We start from the raw sequence: 19,660 nt of genomic DNA, 5'->3' as shown, positions 1-19,660 counted from the left end.
CTGTCTCGTCCCAGGGGAGGTAGGCAACCTTTCACCTGGGAGTGCAACGATGAACCTCGCGCTGTGGATCGCGACCGGACTGCTGGCGGCGGTGGCGCTGGGCGGTGGTGTCACGAAGACGTTCGTGCCCAAGGAACGGCTGGCCGCGGCGCGCGGCGGGGGCTGGACCGCGGACGCGAGCACCGGCTTCGTACGGACGCTCGGCGTGCTGGAATTGCTGGCGGTGCCGGGACTGCTCCTGTCGGCGGTGGTCGCGCCGGCGCTGGTGCCGGTCACGGCGCTGTGCTGGGTCGCCCTGATGATCGGGGCGATGATCACACACGGGCGGCGCGGCGAGTACCCGTTCGTCGCGGTCAACCTGGTGTACCTGGCGCTCGCGGCGTTCATCGCGTGGGGACGGATCTGGGAGGTGTCGGCGTGAGCAGGGCCGAGGAGTTCGAGCGGCTGCGGCCGCTGCTGTTCTCGATCGCCTACCGGATCCTGGGCAGTGTCGCCGAGGCCGAGGACGCCGTGCAGGAGACCTGGCTGCGGTACGAGGCGGTCGAGGAGCAGCCCCGCTCGGCGCGGTCGTTCCTGTCGACGATGGTGACCCGGATCGCGATCGACGTGCTGCGCTCGGCCCGGGTCCGGCGGGAGGCGTACGCGGGGCCGTGGTTCCCGGAGCCGCTGCTGGCCGACCCCTACCAGGACCCGGCCCGCTCGGCCGAGCTGGCCGACTCGGTGTCGATGGCCGCCCTGCTGCTCCTCGAACGGCTCAGCCCCCTGGAGCGGGCGGTGTTCGTGCTGCGGGAGGTGTTCGACTTCGACTTCCCGGAGGTCGCCGCCGCGGTGGGCCGCTCCGAGGCGGCCTGCCGGCAACTGGCGGTGCGGGCCCGGCGGCACATGGCCGACGGCCGGCCCCGCTTCGACGCCGACCGGCGGGAACGGCGTGAGCTGGCGTCCCGGTTCCTCGGCGCGCTGCGCGAGGGCGACATGGCCGGCCTGCGTGAGCTGCTCTCCGCCGACGTCACGCTGGTCGGCGACGGGGGCGGGAAGGCGCCGCAGCTGGCCCGGGCCGTGCACGGCGCCGACAACGTGGCCCGGGTGCTCACCTCGGTCCTGCCCCGGATGGCGGCGATCGGCATCACGAGCGAGCCGCACGAGCTCAACGGCCAGCCCGGCGCGATCTTCCGCGACCGCGACGGCCGCGTCCTGCACACCCTCACCATCGACATCCTCGACGGCCGCATCCAGGCGCTCCGCGTCGTGATAAATCCGGAAAAGCTGGGGCATATGGGGCCGGTGGCCGACGCGTGGGCGATCCACCGCGAGTACCGGAGCAACCCCTAGAAAAGCGTGTCTGAAGCGGGCGGCGCGGGCGACGGCAGCGGTGAGAGCGACGGCACCACCGCCCGCACCTCGTCGTGGAAGCGCCGCGCCAGCCCCGGCGCGTCCGCATTGTCCGGCGTGTGCAGGAAGACGGTGGGGGAGCGGCCCTCACGCAGCCACTGAGCCACGACGGGGATCCACCGCTGCCAGCCGGCCACGGTCGCGGCGGTGTCGTCCCGGCCGAGATACCGAATGATGGGCCGGGCGGTCAGGGCCTCGGTGCGCAGCGGCATCCGGGGCTTCTTCGTCCACGCCTCGCGTTCGGCGTCGCTGGCCGGCGGCGAGGCGAAGAACGCGGTCGTGTCGAACGGCACCCACTCCACGTCCGCCTTCGCCAGCACCGCCGTCAGCGGCCCCGGGTCGTCGAAGAACGCCCGGTGACGCACCTCCACCGCGTACCGGAAATCGGGCGGAAGCCGGCGCAGGAAGCCGGCCAGCGCGCCGAGGCCGTCGGGGCCGAAGGACCCGGGCAGCTGGATCCAGAACGCGTGCGCCCGCGGCCCGAGCGGCTCCATCGCGTGCCAGAAGCCGGCCAGGTCGACGCCGGTGAAGCCGGATGAAGTGTGGGTGACCGTCTGCGGGAGTTTCAGGACGAACCGGAACGACGGATCGGTCTGCGCGGCCCACGAGGCGACCGTCTCGCGGGCCGGGGTCGCGTAGAACGTCGTGTTGCCCTCGACCGCCGTGCACCAGCCCGCGTACGCCCGCAGCCGCTCACCGGCCGGCAGCGCGCGGCCCACGAACCGGCCCTGCCAGGACTTGAGCGACCACATCGCGCAGCCCACGTGAAGTCGCACGCGGGCCAGGCTAGCCGATCAGCTGCCAGTCCAGCCCGTGCCAGGACACCGGCACGTCCAGCGGGCGCCCGTCGAGCGGGTCGCCGTCGACGGGCCACATGCCGGTCACCGCGATCTCGGCGACGATCGCGGTACGGGTCGTGTCGGTGTCGCCGAGCAGCGCCGCGGTGACCCCGGCCGCGGTCAGCACCGTCCGGGTCAGGTCCAGCCGCGGCGGAGTCACACCGGCTGCGGCCGCCGCCGCATCGGTCGCGTCCTCGAACGCCCGCCGCGCGGCCAGATCGACCGGAGAGGCAAGCATCCGGGCCAGCGCGCGGGCCAGGTCACGGTCCGCGGGCAGAAGCCGAGCCAGATCCGGTACGCCCGGAGCACTGTCGCCGGTCTCCTCGAAGGACGCGACCCACAGCAGCCCCGACGTCTCGGTGCGGGCCGGAGTGCCGGTGGCGGCCCACACCGCCGCGCGGAACAGCCCGTTGTGCAGGCGGCTGCCCGGGTTGTCGATGAGCCGGTCCAGGGCGTGCCGGGCGATCAGCGCCAGGTCCCGGTCGACCTCGACCGAGCCGGCGCCCCGCTCGACCTGATACTCGAGCTTGCCGTTGTCGTCGACGACCACGCAGAACGCGTCGCGGAAGCCGGCCTGGTCGATCTCGCCGAACACGGCCGCCCGGGGAGCGCCGGGCGGGGCGGCGAGGATGCTGGTGGTGATGTCGTCGCGCATCCACCGGCCGTGCCCGGTGACCGTGGGCGCGGTGTAGCGGCTGCGGGGAGCGGGCGGGCGGTAGGCGGGAGTCGGACGCGGTCTGTCCGCGTATTCACGGAAGCGCATGGCCGCATGGTCGCAGCGGCGCCGCCGGGCGAGTCGCACCCTGCGTCCGCCGCGTATTTCGGTGGGCGGCGCGGACGGGCGGACGGAATACTGGCGCGGACGACAGGGAGGGCGAGTCATGAGCCGGACTATCCGGGTGACCGTGCGCGGGGCGTTCGACGGGCTGAGCGCGCAGCAGCAGGCCGAGCTGGTCGCGCGGCAGGCCGAGCACGACTTCCTGAACACGCAGTACACCCCGGAGGGATACCTCGCGTACGACCTGCCGGCCCGCCCGTTCTTCACCTTCCGGTTCCTGTCGTCGGCCGACGAGCCGGAGCAGATCCCGGCCCTGACCGCCGATGCCGAGGCCCGGGCCGCGGCGTGGATGGCCGACCACGGCTACCCGGTCAAGAACCTCACCGCGCAGGCCGTCGACATGTCCGAGGTGCCGCTGGGTAAACGGGGGCGTCGGCGTTAATCGGTTGCGTCCCTCCCGCGGGCCTGGTGAGCTGGGTGCCGTCCGAGGTTCCCGAACGAAAGAGACCCACGATGCGAGCTGCGTTCATGTCCACCCAGGAAGGATTCCGGCTCACCGCGAGGGACATGACGCTTGGCTACGCTCAATCTCGGCATTCTGGCGCACGTCGACGCCGGTAAGACCAGTCTCACCGAGCGGCTGCTGTACGCCGCCGGGGTCATCGACGAGCTCGGCAGCGTCGACGCGGGCAGCACCCGCACCGACACGCTTGAGCTGGAACGCCGCCGCGGCATCACGATCAAGTCCGCGGTCGTGTCGTTCCCGCTGCGCGGCACCACGGTCAACCTGATCGACACCCCGGGCCACCCCGACTTCATCGCCGAGGTGGAACGGATCCTCGGCGTGCTCGACGGCGCCGTGCTGGTGATCTCCGCGGTGGAGGGGGTGCAGGCGCAGACCCGGGTCCTCGCCCGCACGCTGCGCCGGCTGCGGATCCCCACGCTGATCTTCGTGAACAAGGTGGACCGGGGCGGCGCCCGCTTCGCCGGCCTGCTCGACGAGATCGCAGCGCGGGTCAGCCCGGCGCTGGTCCCGATGAGCCGGGTCTCCCACCTCGGCACCCGGGACGCGGCCGTCGGCGAGCACGTGGACCTGCTGCGGCTGGCCGACCACGACGACGCGGTCCTCGAAGCGCTGGTCGAGGAGCGGACCCCGCCGCCGCTGCGGGCGCACGACGACGTCCATCCGGTGTTCTTCGGCTCGGCGATCACCGGGGCCGGCATCGACGCCCTGATCACCGGGATCGTCTCACTGCTGCCGGTGGGGGAGTCCAAGGCCGGGGAGCCGAGCGGGACCGTGTTCAAGGTCGACCGGGGGCCGGCCGGGGAGAAGGTCGCCTACCTGCGGATGTTCGACGGGACGCTGCGGGTGCGCGACACCGTCGGGGACGACCGGGTCACCGGGATCTCCGTGTTCGCCGACGGGGGCACGCAGACCCGCGCCGAGATCGGGGCGGGGCAGATCGGGACCGTGCGCGGCCTCACCCGCGTCAAGATCGGCGACTCGGTCGGCGTACGGCAGGGAAAAGCGCGGAAGGCGCAATTCGCCCCGCCCAGCCTGGAGACTGCCGTGCTCGCGTCCCGGCGGGCCGACCTGCACGCGGCCCTCGCCGAGCTCGCCGAGCAGGACCCGCTGATCAACCTGCGGCAGGACGACGAGCGGCGCGAGGTGTACGTGTCGCTCTACGGCGAGGTGCAGAAGGAGGTCATCCAGGCCACCCTCGCCGAGCAGTACGGCCTGCAGGTGACCTTCCGGGAGACCACCACCCTGCACATCGAGCGGCTCGCCGGCGAGGGCGCGGCGGTCGAGTTCAACAAGGTCGACCCGAACCCGTTCCTCGCGACGATCGGCCTGCGCCTTTCGCCTTTCCAAGGTGGGATCACCTTCGAGCTCGGGGTGGAGCCGGGAGCGATGCCGGCGGCGTTCTTCGTGGCGGTCGAGCAGACCGTGCGCGAGACGCTGCGGCAGGGGCTGCGCGGCTGGCCGGTCCCGGACTGCGCGGTCACCATGACCCACTCGGGCTACTCGGCGCGGCAGAGTCATTCGCACGCGGTGTTCGACAAGAGCATGTCCAGTACGGCGGGGGACTTCCGGCTGCTGACGCCGCTGGTGGTGATGGCGGCGCTACGGCGGGCGGGGACGGTCGTGCACGAGCCGATCCACGCGTTCACCGCGGAGGTGCCGCCGGACACGGTGCCGGCGGTGCTGCCGCTGCTGGCCCGGCTCGGCGCGATTCCCCTGGCCACCGGGGTGCATGGGATCGACGGGGAGATCCCGGCCGCGAAGGTGCACGAGCTGCAGCGGCGGCTGCCGGCGCTGACCCGCGGGGAAGGGGTGCTCGACAGCGCCTTCGACCATTACGCGGCCGTACGGGGGATCCCGCCGGCCCGGCAGCGGACCGGTCCGGATCCGCTGGACCGCAAGGAGTATCTGCTGCGCGTGGTGCGGCGGGCCGGGGCGAGGGAGGCGCTGTGAAACTGCACGACGGTGAGCTGGACATCTCCGCCGATCTGGTCCGGGGGCTGCTGCGGCGGCAGTTCCCGCGGTGGGCGGCGCTGTCCTTGACGCCGGTGGCGGCGGCCGGGACGGACAACGTCATGTTCCAGCTCGGCGAGGACCTGGTGATCCGTCTGCCGCGGATGCCGGGCTCGGTCGCCACGATCCTGAAGGAGAACCGCTGGCTGCCGTGGCTCGCTCCGCAGCTTCCCCTGGCGATTCCTTCCCCGGTCGGCCTGGGCGAGCCGGGGGAGGGATATCCGCTGCCGTGGTCGATTTCCCGCTGGCTACCCGGAAACCACGACATTTCCGATTTGTCAGGCGCGGCGACGGCGCTGGGCGACTTCGTCGCGGCCCTGCAGCGCGTGGAAGTAGTAAATGATGCGCCGCCGGCCTATCGGGGCGGGTCGTATGCGAGTTGGGACGACGGCGTGCGAGCGGCACTGCGCGATCTTGACGTGCCGGGCGCCTCTCATGCTTGGGAGGCCGCCCTGCGCCTACCGGCCTGGGGCGGGCCGCCGGTCTGGCTGCACAGCGACCTGCTCCCGCCCAACCTGCTCGCCGCCGGCGGCCAGCTCCACGCGGTGATCGACTTCGGCTGCGCGGGCGTCGGCGACCCGGCCTGCGACCTGATGCCGGCCTGGACGGTCTTCGACGAGACCACCCGCCCGCTGTTCCGCGCCCGGCTGACCGTCGACGACGCCTCCTGGGAACGCGGCCGCGCGTGGGCCCTCGCCTTCGGCCTGGCCGCCTGGCACTACTACGAGGAGAGAAACCCGCCCTTCGCCGCCCTCGGCCGCCGAACCGTCAACCAGACGTTGACGAACACCGCATCGTCAACCTAGGGTTGACGGCATGACGCAGATTGTCCCGCCCGTCCGCCTGGACGACCTCATCAACGCGATAAACAGCGCCCACCCCGACGCCGTGCTCGAGCGGCTCAGCGACGCCGTCCTGCTCGGCGACCACCTCGGCGAGCTGGCCGACCACCTGATCGGCCACTTCGTCGACCAGGCCCGCCGCTCCGGCGCGTCCTGGACCGACATCGGGCGCAGCATGGGCGTCACCAAGCAGGCCGCCCAGAAACGATTCGTGGCCAAGGGCGGCGACCAGGGCTTCGACCGGTTCACCGCGCCGGCCCGCAGCGCGGTCGTCGCCTCGATGAACGAGGCCAAGGCCGGCGGCCACCGCGAGATCTTCGCGGGCCACCTGCTGCTGGGCGTGCTGGACGTGCCGGCCGGTCACGCCGCGGGCGCGCTGATCGCCCAGGGCCTCACCCTCGACGCCGTGCGCGGCGCGGCGCTGGCGGCCCTGCCACCGGCCGCCGGCGAGTCCCCCGAGCTGGTGCCCTACGACGCCGGCTCGCGCAAGGTGCTCGAGCTGACCTTCCGGGAGGCGCTGCGCCTCGGCCAGCAGAGCGTCGGCACCGGCCACATCCTGCTGGCCCTGCTGGAGGAGCGCGAGCCGGCCCTGACCGGGCTCGGCGTCACCAAGGACGGCGTCGACGCGTTCCTGGCCGGCGCCGAGGCCGAGCCGTCAGCCCACGAGGGCCCGCCAGCCCAGGGGGCCCCGTCAGCCCAGGGGGAACAGGGCGCGGGTCAGCCATGAGCCGCCGGGCCGCGGCCGGCCGGTGATCAGCCGCAGCGTGTCGACCCGCGAGCGGATCGGCAGGTGCGCCTCGATCGCCTCGCCGGCCGCGGTCAGGGCCGGGGCGGGGTGGTCGTGCCCGATCGTCAGGTGCGGCACCACGTCGTCGAAGGCGCCCTCGTACGGCCGCACGCCGGGAAACCGGCCCATGATCGCGGCGGTGAGCTGCTGGAACGGCTCGGCCGGCTCCGGGGCCAGCCACACCACCCGGTCGCCGAACCAGCCCAGCCGCTCCAGCCGCACGAAGAACGCCGGGACGCCGGCCGCGACCCGGCTCAGCGTGCCGAGGACCCTCTGGTCGAGCCGGCCGGGCGGCAGGAACGGGTACAGCACGGTCACGTGCGCGGGCACACCCCAGGACGCGGCCGTGTCGAGGCGCTCGCGGTGGGCGCCGACGACGGGCTCGGCCTCGGGGATGGTGACGATGAGGGCGCTGTGGCTCGGTTCCATCGACAAAGTCTGAACCCCTGACGAATGTCATGGTGGCGGGATGACGCGCGGCCCCTCGCCGGGCCCGCCGCCGGGACCACGATGATGGCATGACGCTCACCGCCTCACCCGACATGACGGCCCGCGGCACCGCCGAGCCGGCCGTCGACCTCGACGGCGTGGTCAAGCGCTTCGGCGCGGTGACCGCCGTCGACGGCATCGACCTGCGGATCCGCCCCGGCGAGGTGGTGGCCCTGCTCGGCCCGAACGGGGCCGGCAAGACCACCACGGTCGACATGCTGCTCGGCCTGGCCCAGCCCACCGAGGGCACGGTCAAGGTGTACGGCCGCAAGCCGCACGACGCCGTCGCGCTCGGCCTGGTCTCCGCGGTCATGCAGACCGGCGGCCTGCTCAAGGACTACACGGTCGAGGAGACCGTCCGGCTGACCGCGGTGCTGTTCGGCCGGGACGAGAAGACCGCGGCCGAGGCCCTGGAACGGGCCGGGATCGCCGACATCGGCAAGCGCCTGGTCGGCAAGTGCTCGGGCGGCCAGCAGCAGCGGCTGCGGTTCGCCATGGCGCTGCTGCCCGACCCGGAGCTGCTGATCCTCGACGAGCCCACCACCGGCATGGACGTCGGCGGCCGGCACGACTTCTGGCAGGCGATCCGCCGCGACGCCGCCGGCGGCCGCACGGTCATCTTCGCCACCCACTACCTGGAGGAGGCCGACTCGTACGCGGACCGGGTGGTCTTCGTCCGGCGCGGCCGGATCGTCGCCGACGGCACCGCGGCCGAGGTCAAGGCCCTCGCCTCGGGCCGCACCGTGCGCGCGACCCTGCCCGGCGCCGTTCTCACCGAACTGCAGTCCATCGCGGGGGTGGACACGGCGGAGGTCCGCGGCGACTCGATCTACCTGCACGGCAAGGACACCGACGGGATCGCCCGGTACCTGCTGAACGAGACCACCGCCCGCGACCTGGAGATCACCTCGCGGAACCTCGAAGAGGCCTTCCTGACCCTGACCGCGGACGACGCTTCCGAGGAGCCGAAATGACCACCGTTGCCTTCGACCAGCGCCGCCTGCCGAAGTTCGGCGGCTTCAACCTGGGGATGATCAAGCTCGAGCTGCGGCGGATGATGCGCAACCGGCGCACCGTGATCTTCACGCTGATCATGCCGGCCGCGTTCTTCCTGTTGTTCGGCACCAATGCGTCGGCCCGGCACGAGTCGGCCGGCGCCGGGAACGTCACCGGATACATCCTGGTCAGCATGGCCGTCTACGGCGCCATGCTGTCCACCACGTCGGGCGGCGCGATGGTCAGCATCGAGCGCGCCGCCGGGTGGAGCCGGCAGCTTCGGCTGACCCCGCTCAAGCCGGTCGCCTACATCGCCGTGAAACTCACCCTCGCGATGATCATCGGGTTGGTGTCGGTGCTGGTGGCGTTCGCGGTGGGTGCGGTCTCGGGGGCGAAGCTGCCGACCCACGCGTGGATCTTGTGCGGCCTGCTGGCCTGGGTGTGCGCGCTGGTGTTCGCCGCGTTCGGCCTGTTCATGGGGTACCTGCTGCCCAGCGAGAACGTCATGCAGATCCTCGGCCCGGTGCTGGCGGTGCTGTCGTTCGCCGGTGGCCTGTTCGCCCCGCTGGACACCTTCGGGCACACCTTCGCGACGATCGCGAAGTTCACCCCGGTGTACGGGGTCGGCGAGCTCGCCCGGTACCCGCTGGTGCACGACGGCAACATCTGGCTCGCGATCCTCAACGTGGTGGCCTGGACCGCGATCTTCGCGATCGGCGCGATGTGGCGGTTCCGCCGCGACACCGCCCGCGTCTGAAGCCCGGTATAGCGTCGTGGTCGTGGTGGCACCGGCGACGGACCCCGACTGGGGCCGCAGGTACGGATGGCTGTTCGCCGCGGTCTGGCTGTTCTACCTCGGCGAGCCGGTCAACGCCCTGACCAAGCAGCCGGACCTGACCTGGCGCACGGTCGGGCTGGTCGCCGTGGCCCTGTTCGCGGTCTCCTACCTGTTCATGGTCCGGCTGGCGAGCACGGTGCGGCGCTCGCCGATCCGGAGCGGGGCGTTCGTGGCGCGTGCGCTGTTCGGCATCGGGGTCATGCTGGGCCTGTTCGCCCTGCAGATCCCCGGCGCCGGCGCGCACGCGCTGAGCTGCCTGGTGTACATCGCGGCGTTCGGGATGGTCGCGCTGCCCCTGCAGATGGCCATCCCGCTGGCGGTGTTGCTGACCGCGCTGGCCGAGGCGCTGCCGGCCGCGGTGCCGGGCTGGCGCGACAACGGCTACGGCCTGGCCGTCCTGCTCGGCTCCCTCGCGACCTGGGGGATCCGGCTCGCGTCGGAGCGGCAGTACCGGCTGCTGGCGGCGCAGAAGGAGATCTCCGACCTCGCGGTGCAGAACGAGCGGGCCCGCATCGCCAACGACCTGCACGACATCCTCGGCCACTCGCTGACCGTGGTGACCGTGAAGGCCGAGCTCGCCCAGCGGCTGCTCGACGTCGACCTCGGCCGGGCCCGCAAGGAGCTCGCCGATCTCGAGGGGCTGGCCCGCGACGCGCTGGCCGACGTGCGGTCCACGGCGATGGGGATGCGCGGCATCTCGCTGCCGGGGGAGATCGCGGCGGCCCGGGAGGCGCTGGCCGCGGCGAACGTCGAGGCGACCCTGCCCGGCGCCGCCGACGAGGTGCCCAGCCGCAACCGGGAGCTGTTCGCCTGGACGATCCGGGAGGCGGTCACCAACGTCGTGCGGCACAGCAAGGCCAAGCACGTCGAGGTGGTGCTGGCCCCCGAAAGCGTCGAGATCCTCGACGACGGGGTGGGCGCCGCCTCCCCGGACGGACACAACGGGCAAGGGCTCGCCGGGCTTCGCCGGCGGGCGGAAGCGCTGGGCGGTCAGCTCACGGCCGGGTGCCGCGACGGCCAGCCGGGATTTCGCGTACGGGTGGAGGTCCCCGCATGATCAAGTTGTTGCTCGCCGACGACCAGGCCCTGGTCCGTGGCGCGATGGCCGCCCTGCTCGACATGGAGCCCGACCTGAAGGTGGTGGCCGAGGTGGGCCGGGGCGACCAGGTCCTCGACGCGGCCCGCGACCACGACATCGACGTCGCCGTCCTGGACGTGGAGATGCCGGGTCTCGACGGCGTCGCGGCCGCCCGTGAACTGCACAAACACCTTCCGGGCGTACGCGTGCTGATGGTCACGACGTTCGGCCGGGCCGGGTACCTGCGCCAGGCCATGGCCGCCGGCGCCAGCGGTTTCGTCGTGAAGGACACCCCCGCCCGGCAGCTGGCCGACGCGGTCCGCCGGGTGCACGAGGGCCTGCGCGTGGTCGACCCGGACCTGGCCGCCCAGTCGCTGGCTCAGGGCGAGTCGCCGCTGACCGAACGGGAGACCGACGTGCTGCGCGCGGCCCGCGACGGCGGGACGGTGGCCGACATCGCCCGGGCCCTGCGCCTGTCCGAGGGTACGGTCCGCAACCACCTGTCCGCGGCGATCGGCAAGACCGGGGCCCGCACCCGCGCCGAGGCCGTGCGCCTGGCCCTGGACAACGGCTGGCTGCTGTCTTGAGCTAGCTGTTCTTGAGTCAACTGGGCCCGATGCAACCGGGCGGCAACCGTGAGTGACCGTTCGCTGCACCCGGCGACCCGAAAAGTTCTCCCCGCAACCACACAGGGGGGAACCGAACATGAGCGCCGGTACGAAGACCGTCACCCGCGAGCAGGAGACGCTGATCCGCGAGAACATGGCCCTGGTCGGCCACATGGTCCGCGAGATGCTGTTCAAGGTCCCGCCCCACGTGCACCGCGACGACCTGGCCTCGGCCGGGTACACGGCCCTGGTGACCGCCGCCCAGGCGTTCGACCCGGGCCGGGGCATCCCGTTCGGCCGGTTCGCCGCCGTCCGGGTCCGCGGCGCCCTGCTCGACGAGCTGCGCGGCATGGACTGGGCGACCCGCTCGGTGCGGGCCCGCGCCCGCCGCGCCGACGTGGCCCGGCAGGAGCTGACCACCAAGCTGGGCCGCACCCCGACCCCGGTCGAGCTGGCCGAGCTGCTCGGTGTCGCCGTCGGTGAGCTGGCCAACGTCGACGACGACGTGCAGCGCGCCGCGATCCTGTCGCTGCAGGGCTTCGCGGCCGGCACCGCCGAGGACATGGTCACCGAGACCGAGATGAACCCGGAGGAGATGCTGCTGCACCGGGAGCGGATCGGCTACCTGCACGACGCGGTGGCCGTGCTGCCGGAACGGCTGCGGTTCGTCGTCGAGGCGTCGTTCCTGCAGGAGCGGCCCCTGGCCGAGGTGGCCGCCGAGCTCGGCGTCACCGAGTCGCGGGTCTCCCAGCTGCGCACCGAGGCCCTGGCCCTGCTCAAGGACGGCCTGGCCACCCACATGGAGCAGCAGGAGACCGGCGCGCCCAAGGACGGCTGCGTGGCCCGCCGCCGGGCGGTCTACGCCGCGCAGATCGCCGCCCGCAGCACCATGGCGACCCGGCTGGCCGCCACCGACGTCCACGGGCTGCGAAAAGTGGCGTGACACCCGGAAATGCGATGCATCCGACAGCGGCGGGCCGGGACGGCCCTCCGCTTCTAGGATCGGCGGGTGACCATCGTGAGCTTGCAGGACATCCGGGACGCGGCGAAGCGGATCGAAGGGGCAGCCCACCGCACCCCGGTGATCCGCTCCCGCACCCTCGACGCGCTGACCGGCGCCCGGCTCTACCTGAAGGCGGAGAACCTGCAGCGGGTCGGCGCGTTCAAGTTCCGCGGCGCCTACAACGCGATCGCCCGCCTCGATCCCGGCCAGCTGGCCCGGGGCATCGCCGCCTACTCCTCCGGCAACCACGCCCAGGCCGTGGCCCTCGCGGCCAGGGAACTGGGCAGCACCGCGGTGATCGTGATGCCGTCCGACACCCCGGCCGCCAAGCTCGACGCGGTCGCCGGCTACGGCGCCGAGATCATCACCTACGACCGGTACACCGGCGACCGGGAGGAGATCGGGCAGCGTCTCGCCGCCGAGCGGGGCCTCGCGCTGATCCCGCCGTACGAGCATCCCGATGTGATCGCCGGGCAGGGCACCGCCGCGCTCGAACTGCTCGAGGAGGCCGGCGACCTGGACGCGCTGGTCGTGCCCGTCGGCGGCGGCGGGCTCATCGCCGGCAGCGCCACCGCCGCCAAGGGCCTGCAGCCGGGCATCCGGGTCATCGGCGTCGAGCCCGAGGCCGGCGACGACACCCAGCGCTCCCTGGCCGCGGGGGAGAGGGTGCGCATCCCGGTGCCGCGCACCATCGCCGACGGGCAGGCCGCCCCGATCCCCGGCGAGCTCACCTTCTCGATCAACCGGCGGCTCGTCGACGAGATCGTGACGGTCTCCGACGACCAGATCCGCGACGCGCTGCGCTTCGCCGTCGACCGGCTCAAGCAGGTCATGGAGCCGTCCGGGGCGTCCGGCCTGGCCGCCCTGCTCGCCGGCCGCGTCCCGTCGCCGCCGGCCCGGATCGGTGTGATCATCTCGGGCGGGAACGTCGGCGCGGCCCGCCTCGCGTCACTGCTCGCCTAGCACCTTCGCCTCCAGGGCCGGGTCGACGCCGAGGTCGCCGCGGTCGGTGCGCCGGGGCGCGTCGCCGCCCACCGACCGCAGCCAGCTCCACGTGTCGGCGACCGTGTCGTACACCGGCCGGCAGCGCAGCCCGGCCGCCAGGGCCTTCGACACGTCGCCGCGGTGCAGGAAGTCGTGGTCGGGGCCGGGCGGCAGCCAGATCGGCAGCTGCGTCCACGGCTGGATCCCGTACGCCTCGATCACCGAGGGATCCGTCCAGCGCAGCGACGCCCGCCGGCCGGTCACCTCGTTCGCGATGTCCAGCAACTCACCCATGGTGGTGTGCCCGGGCTCGCTGACCACGTTGTACGGCCCGGTCAGCCCGGCCGCCGCCGCGTCCAGCAGGAAGATCGCCAGGTCGCGGGCGTCGATGTACTGCAGCGGCAGGATCCGCGGCCCCGGCGCCAGCGTCGGACCGCCGCGGGCCAGCCGGTTGAGCCACCACGGCAGCCGGCCCACGTCCTCCAGGGGCCCGAGGATCAGCCCGGCCCGGGCCAGCAGCAGCGGCCCCTCGAACGAGGCGGCGGCCAGCTCGCCGCGCACCTTGTCCCCGGCGTACCCCTGGTCGCGGGGGTTGGCCAGCGGCGCCTGCTCGGTCAGCGGGGCCGGAGTGCCCCACTGGTAGACCGAGCGGCTCGACACGTACGTGTAATGCCGGGCCCGGCCCCGCAGGAGCCGGGCGGTCCGGCCGACCGCGCCGGCGCCGGCCGACCAGGTGTCGACCACCGCGTCCCACGACTGGTCGATCTGCAGCGCGGCCAGCCCGTCGGGGGCCAGCCGGTCGCCGGTCAGGAGCCGCACGCCCACCGGCGCGCCGCGTAAGCCGCGGTTGAACACGGTCACGTCGTCGCCTCTGGCGACCGCCTCACCGGCGATCGCGCGACCGACAAAACCGGACCCGCCCAGAATCAGCAGCTTCATGGTGATCGACCATGCCCGATGCGTGGGCCGCGCGGGAAGGACTATCGCTCAGAGCGGAACCGCGTCAGGGCTTCCACGACCAGTGCGTGATCGTCCGCCTGGGGCAGACCGGACACGGTCACCACCGCCACGATCCCGACATTCCCGATTCGCACGGGGAACGCGCCGCCGTGCGCCGCGTACTCGGCCGGGTCCAGGCCCATCCCGGCGTTCAACTCCTGGCCCTTGGCCGCCAGCCGCCGCCCGACCAGATAGGAGGACGCCCCGAACCGCTCGACGACCCGGACCTTCCGCTCGATCCACCGGTCGTTGTCGGCCACCGCCCCCGGCAGCGCCGCGTGGAACAGCTGCTGCGTGCCCCGCCGGATGTCGATCGCGACCGGCTTGCCGGCGGCCAGGGACACCAGCAGCGAGCCGAGCCGCCACGCGTCGTCGTTGTCGAAGCGGTCGAACACCAGGTCCTGCTCCTGGCGTTCCAGTTCCTTGATCAGTTCCTCGCTCATGCGCCCCCGACCTTCATTTACGCCTGACCTTCTGCAGCCACAGGCCGAACGACGCGCCGGCCAGGAACACCATCATCGAACAGCACAGGAACTTGACGACCACCGCCGCCTCCCGGTTCGTTAGGGTCGGTACTCGTGCGACTGGCCACCTTCAACCTCCTGCACGGCCGGTCACTGTCCGACGGCACGGTACACGCCGACCGGGTGCACGCCGCCATCGCCGACCTCGACGCCGACGTGCTCGGCCTGCAGGAGGTCGACCGCGCCCAGCCCCGCAGCGGCCTGCTCGACCTGACCGCGATCGCCGCCGACGCGCTCGGCGCCGGCACCCACCGGTTCGCCGCGGCGATCGCCGGCACGCCGGGGGAGACCTGGCAACCATGGCGCTCCGACGACGACAATGTCCACCCCCTGTACGGGATCGCCCTCGTCAGCCGGTACCCGGTGATCCGCTGGCAGATCACCGCGCTGCCCGGCGCCCCGGTCCGCTCCCCGGTCTACACCGGCGGCGACGGGCTGCGGCTGCTCAAGGACGAGCCGCGGGTGCTGCTGGCCGCGGTGCTGGAGACCCCGGCCGGGCCGATGACCGTCGCCACCACCCACCTGTCGTTCGTGCCGGGCTGGAACCTGCGGCAACTGCGGCACGCCGTACGCCTGCTCAGGTCTCTGCCCGGTCCGCGGGTGCTGCTCGGTGATCTCAACATGCCCGTCACCCCGGTCCGGGCCGTCACCGGCTGGAAACCGCTGGGCAAGGCGCCGACCTTCCCGAGCCCGTCCCCGCGCGCGCAGCTCGACCACATCCTCGCCGACCCCCGCTCGCTGTCCGCGCTGGGCCGCGTGGTTCAGGTGTGCACGCCGCACCCGCCGGTCTCCGACCACCGGCCGCTCATCGTGCAGCTGGACGCAGGTACACGTCCTCCAGGCCGTCCAGCGGATCCCACTGCTCGCCGACCTTCTTGAAGCCGAACCCGGCGATCGTGGCCCGCGACCCGGCGTTGTCCGGCCGGATGCTCGCCCGCACCGCCGTCACCAGCGGGTCCGCGTCCACCCGGGCCAGCAGCGCCGCCAGCATCGCCCTCGCGTAGCCGCGCCGCCGGAACGCCGGGTCGACCGAGTAGGCCACCTCGACCACCCCGTCGGCGTCCGGCGGCCCGTGGAACCCGCCGTGGCCGACCACGACGCCCTCCGGCTCGGCCACCGCGGCCCGGGCGATCCAGTCCAGGCTGGCCGGGTCGCTCCGGATCTGCTCGAGACGGATCTCCCACAGCCAGTTCTCGTCCACCAGGTATTGACTCAGCGCGATGCCCGCCGCCGCGCTCGCGGCCGCCAGGTCACCCTCGACCAGCGCGGACAGTGCCGCGGGCGAGAGCTTCACAAATCGGATCTCCGGCACGCCAGCATGATCACACGCAGTGGTGATCAGTGCCACGCGAGTTGCGCACAACTAGATTGTGCGCAATGCTTCTTTCATGGAGCAGACGACGACCGGACTCGAGCAGATGGTCTGCTTCCAGCTGTACGCGGCCAGCCGCGCGATGACCGCCCTCTACCGCCCGGTCCTGGAGAGCAACGGCCTCACCTACCCGCAGTACCTGGTCCTGCGTGTCCTCTGGCACCGCGGCCCCATCACCGTCCGCGACCTCGGCACCGCCCTGCACCTCGACAGCGGCACCCTCTCCCCACTGCTCAAGCGCCTCGAAACCCAGGGCCGCCTCCGCCGCGAACGAGGCACCACCGATGAGCGAACCGTCTGGATCCACCTCACGCCCGCCGGCCGGGACCTGCAAGACCAGCTCGCCGAGCTGCCCGCCCAGATCGCCTGCGCCGCCGGCCTCACCCTCGACGAGTTCCGCACCCTGCACGACCTGCTCGGCCGCGTCCGCGCCACCGCCAACTGAAAGGCAACCATGGAAGCCATCTACACCGCCTCCGCCACCGCAACCGGCGACGGCCGCAACGGCCACGTCCGCTCCGCCGACGGCGTCCTCGACCTCGACCTCGCCGTCCCCAAGGAGATGGGCGGCCCCGGCGGCCACCTCACCAACCCCGAGGAACTGTTCGCCGCCGGCTACGCCGCGTGCTTCCACAGTGCCCTCAAGGCCGCCGCCCGCCTCGCGAAGATCGAGCTCACCGACACCGCCATCACCATCGACGTCGGCGTCGTGCGCACCGAGGACAAGCGCTTCAAACTCCAGGCCGCCATCGAGGCCGAGATCCCCGGCGTCGACGAGGCCACCGCCCGCGGGCTCCTCGACACCGCCCACCAGCTGTGCCCCTACAGCAACGCCACCCGCGGCAACATCGACGTGCGACTCACCCTCGCCTGAATCCCTTTCCCGTACGCCCCGACGGCCCCCCGACCGCAGGAACACCGGTCCCGCCGAGGCCCGGCGCGGCCACCCGCCACGCCGGGCCGCAGCGCGACTCTCGCGTGCCGACCATCGCCGGGCTTCACCCCGGCGCGGCGATCTCGGCCGTGACCATCCCCACCGTCGACGCCGGCACCTGAGCCACGACCACACCCGCCGGGCTGATCACACTGGTTGGGCCGTACCCGATCCGCTCCTCACCCCGCCGCCCCGTGACATCCGCCGAGACCAGCCACATCCCGGTCTCCCGCGCCCGCTGCGCCCGGATCGCGTTGTGCATCGGCCGCCAGAACTCAGCCGCCTCCCGCCGCATCATGTTCTGCGACAGGACCAGCAGCACCCGGCCGCCCTGATCCGCGACGGCCCGCGCCGACGCCGTGAACCGCGTGTCGTAACAGATGTTCATCCCGAACCGCACCCCGTTCGCCTCGAACACCGGAAACCGGTCGCCGGCCGTGAACGCCCGCTCCCCAAGCGTCAGCGACGTCTTGCGGTAAACCCCCAGCACCTCACCGGCCCGGATCACCACGGCCGAGTTGAAGACGCGCCCGCCGTCCCGCTCGATGACACCCAGGACGAGAACCTGCCGTACGCCGGCCAGCCGCCCCAGCACCTCCCGGAACGACACCGAATCCAGCTCCACCGCGTGCCGTTCCAGGTACTCCGGCGTGCACAGATACCCCTGCAGGAAGCACTCGGGGAACACCAGCAGATCCACCGCCGCCGCATCGGCCTCCGCGGCGAACCGCTCCACCACCGCCAGCGCCCCCGGCACGTCCGCCAGCAACTCCGGTGTCTGACAGGCCCCGATCCGCAACGTCCCCGCCATCCCGCGCACGCTACCGACCGGGCGAAACCAACCGCTAGCCCCATGCCGGCCGGGAGAGACGTCGCCGGAGCAGGCAGGCGAGCTCCACCTCGACCCCCTGCGCCCACAACGCGCCGAACGGATCCACACCGGACGCGGCCGGGTCCGCCGGCTCGGCCGGCCGGGTGTCCGCGACACGCCGCCGCACGATCCCGTCGATCCACGCCATGACATCGGTGCCCGGATCGGTGTGGCAACCGGCCAGCCACCACACCTCGACGAAGGTGCCGGCGAGCACACCCGCCACCCGGCGCGGGTCCGACACCTGCGCACACAGACCGGACAACACCGGGCCCGCACATCGGTCGAACAACTCGGCGAACGCACCGCGGTCGTCGCCGGCGATCCGCCGGACCAGCCACCGCAACCGCTCCGGGCCGCCGCGCGGCCCGGACTCGTGCGCCCGACGGCAAGGATCGTGATGATTCAACGCAGACACCGGAACCCCCACGGGCGACGTAAAGACGTGCGCCGCCGGGTCTGGGACGACAGACGCGAGCACGGGCTCACGCCACCCGCGACGCTACGACATCACCGACATGCAAAGTAGGAATGCCACGAACGAGTGACCGGCCTTCACCACTCAGAGGCCGCGAAGAGACCGGTTCGTGCGGTTCGCCCGGACGGCGGCCCGCTGCTGCTCGGCCGTCACCTCGATGTACCCCTGCGACGTCGTCAGCGACGCGTGACCCAGCAGGCGCATGATCTCGGAGGCGTTCGCGCCGTCCTCGGCCAGGCGGGTCGCAAAGGTATGACGCAGGGCGTGCAACTGAGCGCCGCGGGGGACCCGGTCGGACACACCCGCCCGGCGGTAACACGACTCGACCAGATACTGCAGGCCGCCGCGCTTCAGCGGGGCGCCCGCGCGGTCCACCAGCAGCGGGTCGCGCGGGTCCCAGCGGCCGAACCGGACCCGGCGGGTGTCCTGGTAGCGGTCGATCACCGCGTCCAGCTCGGGCTCGATCGGGACGGTGCGCGGGCGGCCGCCCTTACCGGCCACCTCCACCCGGCGCTCACCGGGACGGCCCTGGATGTCGCCGGAGCGCAGGGCGAGCATCTCCGACAGACGCAGGCCCGCGCAGAGAGCCAGCGCCAGCACGACCACGTCCCGCTCCGGCCACGGGTCACGCTGACGCTCATCCCGATGACTGACTGCGGAGAGTAACTGCTCCGGGGTGTCCTCACCGCGCAAAGGCTTGGGGGAGTAGGCCGGCATCCTCGGCTTGTCGATCGCCGGCATCGGATTGCCCGGAACCACCAGCTCGGTGACCAGGAACGTGAAGAACGCATTCCACGACGACCAGGCACGAGCCACCGAGGCGGGCGCCCGGTCGGCGGCGAACCGCGCGAATGCGGACCGCAACGACCGAGGGGAGAGGCCACCGAGAGTAACGTCGTCAGGCCCGACCAGCGCGATGATCGACAGCAGGTCACGGCGGTAGGCCTGCAGCGTGTGCGCCGAAGGCTTCCGCGTGGCCCGCGCCGCCAGGAAATCATCGACCAGGCCCAGCACCGGAACATCCCGTCCGTCCTGCATAAGCCATATTATGCATCATTTCGACGCTTATGCGTAGTTCCAGCTCACAACCGGTTTGCGACGAAGGCGTGGGGCGGCGCGGAGTCGCCGAGCGCAACCGCGCGCCGCCGATGGTGTTCCGGTTCTCCAGAACGCCCGCTGCGGGGATTTTCGACGGCTCGAGTTGCAGCTCAGCCCGGAAGCGGCGGCAAAGGCTGGGGACGGCACCCGGCCGGGCCTGTCGACCGGGGACTCGCCGGCACCCCGTACCGGCAAAGGAAAGCGGAAGCCTCTCGCC

General features: G+C 72.5%; 24 protein-coding genes. 15 read left to right on the top strand and 9 right to left on the bottom strand.

The genetic code is table 11. The features are described from left to right. Nucleotides 1-49 precede the first annotated feature (49 nt). Nucleotides 50-421, top strand: a complete 372-nt coding sequence (locus A3CQ_RS0142360) for a DoxX family protein (protein ID WP_020517039.1) — start codon at nt 50-52, stop codon at nt 419-421. Continuing rightward, nucleotides 418-1,329 (top strand): RNA polymerase sigma-70 factor, encoded by a 912-nt coding sequence (locus tag A3CQ_RS0142355; RefSeq protein ID WP_020517038.1) that lies wholly within the window; start codon nt 418-420, stop codon nt 1,327-1,329. The genes A3CQ_RS0142360 and A3CQ_RS0142355 overlap by 4 nt, the downstream gene beginning before the upstream one ends. On the opposite strand, the gene A3CQ_RS0142350 is transcribed toward A3CQ_RS0142355, so the two are convergent. Beyond that, nucleotides 1,326-2,165, bottom strand: a complete 840-nt coding sequence (locus A3CQ_RS0142350) for a DUF72 domain-containing protein (protein WP_026206821.1) — start codon at nt 2,163-2,165, stop codon at nt 1,326-1,328. The two genes, A3CQ_RS0142355 and A3CQ_RS0142350, sit on opposite strands and share 4 nt — an antisense overlap. 10 nt (nt 2,166-2,175) lie before the next feature. Next, complete coding sequence (locus A3CQ_RS0142345) at nt 2,176-2,991, bottom strand: hypothetical protein (RefSeq protein WP_040433993.1); 816 nt, start codon at nt 2,989-2,991, stop codon at nt 2,176-2,178. A 118-nt stretch (nt 2,992-3,109) separates the two neighbouring features. Between A3CQ_RS0142345 and A3CQ_RS0142340 the strand changes: the two genes are divergently transcribed. The 4 genes from A3CQ_RS0142340 (at nt 3,110) to A3CQ_RS0142325 (ending at nt 7,111) form a co-directional block, all read left to right on the top strand. Next, the gene (locus A3CQ_RS0142340; protein WP_040433992.1) at nt 3,110-3,448 is read left to right on the top strand and encodes a DUF6204 family protein; all 339 of its coding nucleotides are present in this window, start codon (nt 3,110-3,112) and stop codon (nt 3,446-3,448) included. A 132-nt stretch (nt 3,449-3,580) separates the two neighbouring features. Then, nucleotides 3,581-5,482, top strand: a complete 1,902-nt coding sequence (locus tag A3CQ_RS0142335) for an elongation factor G (protein ID WP_020517034.1) — start codon at nt 3,581-3,583, stop codon at nt 5,480-5,482. After that, on the top strand, nt 5,479-6,348 hold the full coding sequence (locus A3CQ_RS0142330; RefSeq protein ID WP_020517033.1) for an aminoglycoside phosphotransferase family protein: 870 nt from the start codon (nt 5,479-5,481) through the stop codon (nt 6,346-6,348). The genes A3CQ_RS0142335 and A3CQ_RS0142330 overlap by 4 nt, the downstream gene beginning before the upstream one ends. 10 nt (nt 6,349-6,358) lie before the next feature. Next, on the top strand, nt 6,359-7,111 hold the full coding sequence (locus A3CQ_RS0142325; RefSeq protein ID WP_020517032.1) for a Clp protease N-terminal domain-containing protein: 753 nt from the start codon (nt 6,359-6,361) through the stop codon (nt 7,109-7,111). On the opposite strand, the gene A3CQ_RS0142320 is transcribed toward A3CQ_RS0142325, so the two are convergent. Further along, nucleotides 7,076-7,600, bottom strand: coding sequence for a 2'-5' RNA ligase family protein (locus A3CQ_RS0142320; RefSeq protein WP_020517031.1), 525 nt, complete (start codon nt 7,598-7,600; stop codon nt 7,076-7,078). The two genes, A3CQ_RS0142325 and A3CQ_RS0142320, sit on opposite strands and share 36 nt — an antisense overlap. Before the next feature lie 89 nt (nt 7,601-7,689). On the opposite strand from A3CQ_RS0142320, the gene A3CQ_RS0142315 reads away from it, so the two are divergent. The 6 genes from A3CQ_RS0142315 (at nt 7,690) to A3CQ_RS0142290 (ending at nt 13,146) form a co-directional block, all read left to right on the top strand. Further along, the gene (locus tag A3CQ_RS0142315) at nt 7,690-8,634 is read left to right on the top strand and encodes an ABC transporter ATP-binding protein (RefSeq protein WP_020517030.1); all 945 of its coding nucleotides are present in this window, start codon (nt 7,690-7,692) and stop codon (nt 8,632-8,634) included. Beyond that, nucleotides 8,631-9,413 carry an ABC transporter permease gene (locus tag A3CQ_RS0142310; protein ID WP_020517029.1) on the top strand — a complete coding sequence of 261 codons (783 nt, stop codon included), beginning with the start codon at nt 8,631-8,633 and terminating at the stop codon, nt 9,411-9,413. The genes A3CQ_RS0142315 and A3CQ_RS0142310 overlap by 4 nt, the downstream gene beginning before the upstream one ends. 22 nt (nt 9,414-9,435) lie before the next feature. Then, a complete protein-coding gene (locus A3CQ_RS0142305) occupies nt 9,436-10,551 on the top strand; it encodes a sensor histidine kinase (RefSeq protein WP_245577594.1) in 1,116 nt (371 codons plus the stop codon). Continuing rightward, nucleotides 10,548-11,159, top strand: a complete 612-nt coding sequence (locus tag A3CQ_RS0142300; RefSeq protein ID WP_020517027.1) for a response regulator transcription factor — start codon at nt 10,548-10,550, stop codon at nt 11,157-11,159. Before A3CQ_RS0142305 ends, A3CQ_RS0142300 begins: the two co-directional genes overlap by 4 nt. Before the next feature lie 118 nt (nt 11,160-11,277). Then, nucleotides 11,278-12,123: a sigma-70 family RNA polymerase sigma factor gene (locus A3CQ_RS0142295; protein WP_020517026.1), complete on the top strand. Its 846-nt coding sequence runs from the start codon at nt 11,278-11,280 to the stop codon at nt 12,121-12,123. Nucleotides 12,124-12,189: 66 nt separating this feature from the next. After that, complete coding sequence (locus A3CQ_RS0142290; protein ID WP_020517025.1) at nt 12,190-13,146, top strand: pyridoxal-phosphate dependent enzyme; 957 nt, start codon at nt 12,190-12,192, stop codon at nt 13,144-13,146. On the opposite strand, the gene A3CQ_RS0142285 is transcribed toward A3CQ_RS0142290, so the two are convergent. Together A3CQ_RS0142285 and A3CQ_RS0142280 are read right to left on the bottom strand one after the other, a co-directional pair. Then, entirely contained in the window at nt 13,132-14,106 is a 975-nt protein-coding gene (locus A3CQ_RS0142285; protein WP_020517024.1) for an NAD-dependent epimerase/dehydratase family protein, read from the bottom strand. The genes A3CQ_RS0142290 and A3CQ_RS0142285 overlap by 15 nt on opposite strands. 41 nt (nt 14,107-14,147) lie before the next feature. Further along, entirely contained in the window at nt 14,148-14,609 is a 462-nt protein-coding gene (locus A3CQ_RS0142280; RefSeq protein ID WP_020517023.1) for a heme-degrading domain-containing protein, read from the bottom strand. Nucleotides 14,610-14,744: 135 nt separating this feature from the next. Here A3CQ_RS0142280 and A3CQ_RS0142270 point away from each other — a divergent pair, with 135 nt between their 5' ends. Then, entirely contained in the window at nt 14,745-15,569 is an 825-nt protein-coding gene (locus A3CQ_RS0142270; protein ID WP_020517021.1) for an endonuclease/exonuclease/phosphatase family protein, read from the top strand. Here the strand turns inward: A3CQ_RS0142270 and A3CQ_RS0142265 are convergent. After that, a complete protein-coding gene (locus tag A3CQ_RS0142265) occupies nt 15,496-16,002 on the bottom strand; it encodes a GNAT family N-acetyltransferase (RefSeq protein WP_020517020.1) in 507 nt (168 codons plus the stop codon). The genes A3CQ_RS0142270 and A3CQ_RS0142265 overlap by 74 nt on opposite strands. 76 nt (nt 16,003-16,078) lie before the next feature. Here A3CQ_RS0142265 and A3CQ_RS0142260 point away from each other — a divergent pair, with 76 nt between their 5' ends. Together A3CQ_RS0142260 and A3CQ_RS0142255 are read left to right on the top strand one after the other, a co-directional pair. Continuing rightward, on the top strand, nt 16,079-16,507 hold the full coding sequence (locus tag A3CQ_RS0142260) for a MarR family winged helix-turn-helix transcriptional regulator (protein ID WP_020517019.1): 429 nt from the start codon (nt 16,079-16,081) through the stop codon (nt 16,505-16,507). Between the two features lie 9 nt (nt 16,508-16,516). Further along, nucleotides 16,517-16,936, top strand: coding sequence for an organic hydroperoxide resistance protein (locus A3CQ_RS0142255; RefSeq protein ID WP_020517018.1), 420 nt, complete (start codon nt 16,517-16,519; stop codon nt 16,934-16,936). Between the two features lie 124 nt (nt 16,937-17,060). Here the strand turns inward: A3CQ_RS0142255 and A3CQ_RS0142250 are convergent, their stop codons facing one another. The 3 genes from A3CQ_RS0142250 to A3CQ_RS0142240 form a co-directional block, all read right to left on the bottom strand. Further along, on the bottom strand, nt 17,061-17,807 hold the full coding sequence (locus A3CQ_RS0142250; protein ID WP_040433991.1) for a carbon-nitrogen hydrolase family protein: 747 nt from the start codon (nt 17,805-17,807) through the stop codon (nt 17,061-17,063). 34 nt (nt 17,808-17,841) lie between these two features. After that, entirely contained in the window at nt 17,842-18,285 is a 444-nt protein-coding gene (locus A3CQ_RS0142245; RefSeq protein WP_157296987.1) for a sigma-70 family RNA polymerase sigma factor, read from the bottom strand. A gap of 144 nt (nt 18,286-18,429) precedes the next feature. Further along, nucleotides 18,430-19,383 (bottom strand): tyrosine-type recombinase/integrase, encoded by a 954-nt coding sequence (locus tag A3CQ_RS0142240; RefSeq protein ID WP_020517015.1) that lies wholly within the window; start codon nt 19,381-19,383, stop codon nt 18,430-18,432. Nucleotides 19,384-19,660: the final 277 nt, after the last annotated feature.

This window comes from Paractinoplanes globisporus DSM 43857, from assembly GCF_000379645.1.
Lineage (GTDB): Bacteria > Actinomycetota > Actinomycetes > Mycobacteriales > Micromonosporaceae > Actinoplanes > Actinoplanes globisporus.
The sequence above is the reverse complement of the archived record's forward strand: the minus strand, read 5'-3'. Positions and strand labels throughout refer to the sequence as shown.